This is a genomic window from Flavobacterium sp., from assembly GCF_035760125.1.
Taxonomy (GTDB): domain Bacteria; phylum Bacteroidota; class Bacteroidia; order Flavobacteriales; family Flavobacteriaceae; genus Flavobacterium.
The window spans coordinates 1-5,168 of the sequence record NZ_DASTTN010000538.1; the positions used below are offsets into that span (position 1 = coordinate 1).

General features: G+C 28.8%; 5 protein-coding genes. 4 read left to right on the top strand and 1 reads right to left on the bottom strand.

The window, feature by feature from the left end; translation table 11 throughout:
- The coding region (locus VFS71_RS19115; protein WP_326403255.1) for a 1-acyl-sn-glycerol-3-phosphate acyltransferase at positions 1–336 on the top strand (336 nt) is incomplete at its 5' end.
- A 227-nt stretch (positions 337–563) separates the two neighbouring features.
- Here VFS71_RS19115 and VFS71_RS19120 read toward each other — a convergent pair.
- Positions 564–1,016: a helix-turn-helix transcriptional regulator gene (locus VFS71_RS19120; RefSeq protein ID WP_326403256.1), complete on the bottom strand. Its 453-nt coding sequence runs from the start codon at positions 1,014–1,016 to the stop codon at positions 564–566.
- A gap of 310 nt (positions 1,017–1,326) precedes the next feature.
- Between VFS71_RS19120 and VFS71_RS19125 the strand changes: the two genes are divergently transcribed.
- The 3 genes from VFS71_RS19125 to VFS71_RS19135 all read left to right on the top strand — a co-directional run.
- A complete protein-coding gene (locus VFS71_RS19125; protein ID WP_326403257.1) occupies positions 1,327–2,481 on the top strand; it encodes a M14 metallopeptidase family protein in 1,155 nt (384 codons plus the stop codon).
- Positions 2,482–2,557: 76 nt separating this feature from the next.
- A complete protein-coding gene (locus VFS71_RS19130) occupies positions 2,558–3,037 on the top strand; it encodes an Lrp/AsnC family transcriptional regulator (protein WP_024981770.1) in 480 nt (159 codons plus the stop codon).
- A gap of 97 nt (positions 3,038–3,134) precedes the next feature.
- A partial coding sequence (locus VFS71_RS19135; RefSeq protein ID WP_326403258.1) for a phosphoenolpyruvate carboxylase occupies positions 3,135–5,168 on the top strand: 2,034 nt, incomplete at its 3' end.

Consider the following 5,168-nt stretch of genomic DNA (forward strand, 5'->3'; position numbering starts at 1 on the left):
AAATCTTTAGGAGGTGCTCCATTAGATAGAACAGGAGGATTAAACAAAGTTGAGTCTATAGTAAGTATATTTAATTCAAAAGAAACATTTCGATTAGGATTGTCTCCTGAAGGTACACGCAAAAAAGTTGAACAACTCAAAACAGGTTTTTATTATATAGCCTTAAAAGCAAATGTGCCAATCATTCCGGTATCAATAAATTTTGAAAAGAAAGTAATTGACTTTGGACAACCATTTTACCCAACAAATGATATCGAATCTGATTTGATCTTTTTGAATAAACATTTTGTTGATGCAAAAGGGAAAATACCCCAAAACGGATATAAAGTATCTTGAAATTAAACTCGCTGAGAATCGCATAAAATATTTTTTCTGAATCTTTGTGAAGAATATTAAATTCTCGCGAATTGTAATTTATTTATAATTTGTGCTTGGATTTTGAATTTTCAAGATTTACTCTGTTCTTATTTAATTTCTGAAATAAGAAGAGTGGTAATTATATTTTATTAATTTTTTTAAAAAATAAACCCAATTGATTTTGCAATTCTGTTCGAATACTAAAATTAATTGAGAGAATATATTTTGAAAGAACCATTTTTATAAAAGAAGACAATTTTTTCTACTTCATCAGAATTTTCATTTTCTGTAGAAGTTTCAATTTTATTTGATTTTGAAAGTAGACTATTAGATTCAGTAGGCATAGAAATTTGAGAAAATAAATCAATTGGAGTAGGAGTGTCAATATTTGAAACGATAGAATTAGATTTTAAATCTTCATTTGCTTCAGAATTTTTTGGAAAAATACCCTTGCCATTCAATATCCAATATAAATCTACATCGGGAAAAATTTCGATAATTTTTAGAATAAAATCCAAACTAGGCTTGTTTCTTCCAGAGAGTAGGTGAGACATACTGGAACGTTGTACTCCGATTTTATCTGCAAAAGAAGAGGCATTAAGGCTATAATAATCAAGTATAATCTCCAATCTTTTTATGAAATCATCCGTGTTTACCATTGTAAATTATATTTCAAATTAGCATATTCACAAATGTAACCAAAAGGAGTGTCGCAACCTAATTTACAATGTTAAAACACAAATTTATTACTTTAAATATTAATGTATACATATAGATGTAGTGAATTAATATATTGATTTATTGTTAATTATAAAAAGTAATTTATAGATTTATTGAATCGCAATTTTGATTAAGCTTGCGTACAATAGACTTTGAAAAAATAGTTTACAATTTTAATTTTTTATAAAAAATAACAGTTTACAAATGTAAAAATAAAGATGTTTACTTTTGTAAATCAAATATTGTAATATGAATTTAGAAGAACTATTCAATCAAAATAAAGAAAATACAATTCAGGGGCGTTATATTACATTAGAGAATATCGAGCCAATATTAAACAGAGAATCCTTAAAAAAAGATGTTAAGATAATTGGACAATCTGTTTTGGGAAAACCCATTTATAGTTACCAAAAAGGGACCGGTAAATTAAAAATTTATCTTTGGTCACAAATGCATGGAAATGAAAGCACAACTACTAAAGCATTATTCGATTTTATAAATCTATTGAATAACGGATCGGATTTGGCTAAGCAACTTTTGGATACTTTTACTTTTTACTGTATTCCAATCTTAAATCCTGACGGAGCAAAATTATATACTAGAGCTAATGCAAATGATGTAGATTTGAATAGAGATTCCCAAAATCTCACACAGCCGGAAAGCAAAATATTAAGAGCAAAATTTGAAGAGTTTAAACCTGATTATTGTTTTAATCTTCATGATCAACGTACTATTTTTGGTGTTGCTGATACTGGAAAACCTGCGACAGTGTCCTTTTTGGCACCTTCCTATAATGAAGAAAGAGAGGTAAATGAGTCTAGATTGAAAGCTATTAACTTGATTGCCGGTATTAATGAAGTTTTACAAAACTATATTCCAGGCCAAATTGGTCGATTTGATGATTCATTTAATATTAATTGCATAGGTGACACTTTTCAATATTTAGGAGTCCCTACTTTATTGTTTGAAGCTGGGCATTTTGCAGGGGATTATGAAAGAGAATTTACACGAAAATTCATATTCATATCTCTACTTTCGAGTTTTATTATTCTCAGCGAAAACGATATAGTTAGCAATATAAATGATAAATATTTAAACATTCCTCAGAATAAAGTCGTTTTTTTTGATTTTATGTATAAAAATGTCAAAATAAATTATGATGGTATCGAAATAATCACGAATTTTGTTGCTCAATATAAAGAAGAGTTAATTGACAATGAATTAAAATTTAATGCTTACATAGTTGAAGTAGGTGATTTAGAAGGATATTTTGGTCATTATGAGTACGATGCGAAAGGAGCATTATATAAAGATGATTTTACTAATTTTCCAATACAAAATCAAAAAGCCGATTTTAATTTAGATGAAAAAGTATTTTTCGTTAACGGAACAATAATAAAATAATATTTTTGCCGTTTATTTAATTTTTATTTATAAATTTAACTTTTTTAGTATCAAATAACCATATAATAAAAGAATTATGAGTAAGTTTCGTTTAGATGAAGTAGATCACCAGATTTTAGATATGTTGATAGACAACACAAGAGTTCCGTTTACAGACATTGCAAAAAAATTATTGATTTCAGCTGGAACGGTTCATGTAAGAGTTAAAAAAATGGAAGATGCCGGTATCATTATGGGGTCCTCATTAGTCCTTGATTATGATAAATTAGGGTATTCATTTATTGCTTATGTAGGTGTTTTTCTTAATAATACTTCACAAACAAAATTTGTCTTAGAGCGTATTAATGAAATTCCTTTCGTAACTGTTGCTTCAGTAACTACTGGGAAATTCAATATATTTTGCAAAATTAGAGCAAAGGATACGAAGCACGCCAAAGATGTTATTTTTATGATAGACGATATCGAAGGAGTGTATAGAACTGAAACTATGATCTCACTAGAGGAAAGTATAAATGATAAAAAGCGTTTGATGCATACCATTTTTAAGGAAATGTAAAAAAATCTTGAATGCTATATTATAAAATATAACCTCAAGTGTAATCTTGGGGTTTTTTTATGCTAAATTAACCAACCATTAAACTAATAGTACAATTATGTATACGTTACCAAAAATAGAACGTTTTAATCAAAACGTTTTATCTAAATACCATATTTACAATAGTGTATTTATAACATTACCCTTCGATTCTGTTGATAATACGGGAGTTTTGCTGCCAATTTTCACAGAACTTTGCGATAATGGATTCAAAAAACAAGAAACTCCAAAAGAAATTTTTGATTTCTTTTCAGATAAATATTTGACTAGTGCGACTGAAAAAGATAAAATTAATCTGATGTTTCACTTTATACAATATATTGAACGCCAAATTGTTTTATTTGATGCTATCGAAGATGCTGCATTTCCAGTTGTAAACAACATGGAAGGAAGAGGTTCTCTTCGTGATATTAAAGAGAAATCAGATGTAAGGGATAATAAAGAAGAACTGATTCATTTTCTGGAGAATTTCAATGTTCGTACTGTTTTAACAGCACACCCAACTCAATTTTACCCTGGGCCAGTTTTAGGAATTATTAATGATTTGACCGAAGCAATTCGTAATAATAATTTACTAGAAATCAAACAACTACTTGCTCAATTAGGAAAAACTCCTTTTATTCAAAATGAGAAACCAAATCCTTTTGATGAAGCAGTAAGTTTAATTTGGTATCTGGAAAATGTTTTTTACAACACTTCTGGTGAAATGGTTCATTATTTGCAAAAAAATGTTTTTGAAGGAGAATCCATAAACAATCCGTTAATTAAACTTGGATTCTGGCCAGGAGGAGATCGCGATGGAAATCCATTTGTTACAACCGAAATTACGTTGAAAGTTGCAGAACGTTTGAGAACCTCTATTCTAAAATGTTATTATGTAGAGATACGTAATCTAAAGAGAAAGCTTACTTTTCCAGTAGTGGATTCTTTAGTAATGGAATTGGAGCAAAAATTGTATCGTTCTGTTTTTTATTCAAAAGGAGAAATTTTTATTACTCTTGAAGAATTTAAAACACAACTAAATAAAATTAAAACAATAATAATTGAGCAACATCAATCTCTTTATGTAGATCAAATTGATGCTTTGCTTATTCGATTGAATTTGTTTGGTTTTCATTTTGCAACTTTAGACATCAGACAAAACAGTAAAATTCACCAAAGTGTTTTTTATGATATTGTAGATTATTATTCTAAATCAAAAACAAATATTTTTCCAGATAATTATTTCCATTTAACCGAAGAGGAAAAAATGAAAGTTTTATCAACTTTAAAAGGAAATTTAGATCCTGCCGATTTTGAAAATGAAATGACAAGATCCACAGTTGAATCAATTCAAGCCATCAAAACCATTCAGGAAAATAATGGAGAATTTGGTGCAAACCGTTATATCATAAGTAATAATGAGAGTGCGCTTAATGTGATGGAAACTTTTGCATTATTTAAATTATGTAATTGGGAAAATGCTACCGTTGATATTATTCCGCTTTTTGAATCTGTTGATGATTTGCAAAATGCGCATTTAGTAATGGAAAAATTGTATACCAATGCGGAATATGCTAAACATTTGACAAATAGAAATAACAAGCAAACGATTATGCTTGGTTTTTCTGACGGAACAAAAGATGGTGGATATTTAATGGCGAATTGGAGTATTTATAAAGCCAAAGAAGCATTAACTGAAATCTCAAGAAAATATGGAATTCATGCAATTTTCTTTGATGGACGTGGCGGACCTCCAGCTCGTGGTGGTGGGAAAACACATAAATTTTATGCATCTTTGGGTCCAAATATTGAAAACAACGAAATTCAGATTACAATTCAAGGACAAACGATTAGCTCTAATTTCGGAACTTTGGATTCTTGTCGCTATAATTTGGAAAACCTTTTGAGTGCTGGTGTTGCCAATCAAGTTTTCAATCAAGGACAAAATGAATTGTCAATTGAAGAAAAAGAAATTTTGGATCAAATGGCCGATTTGGGATATAATAAATATTTAAATTTTAAAAATCATCCTAAATTTATTCCTTATTTGGAACAAATGAGTACTTTAAAATATTATGCAAAAACCAATATTGGAAGCCGACCTTCTAAA

What these genes read in the sequence shown, in the direction of transcription:
- VFS71_RS19120 (WP_326403256.1), bottom strand. Translation starts at nt 1,016, where the DNA reads ATGGTAAACACGGATGATTTCATAAAAAGATTGGAGATTATACTTGAT.
- VFS71_RS19125 (WP_326403257.1), top strand. Translation starts at nt 1,327, where the DNA reads ATGAATTTAGAAGAACTATTCAATCAAAATAAAGAAAATACAATTCAG.
- VFS71_RS19130 (WP_024981770.1), top strand. Translation starts at nt 2,558, where the DNA reads ATGAGTAAGTTTCGTTTAGATGAAGTAGATCACCAGATTTTAGATATG.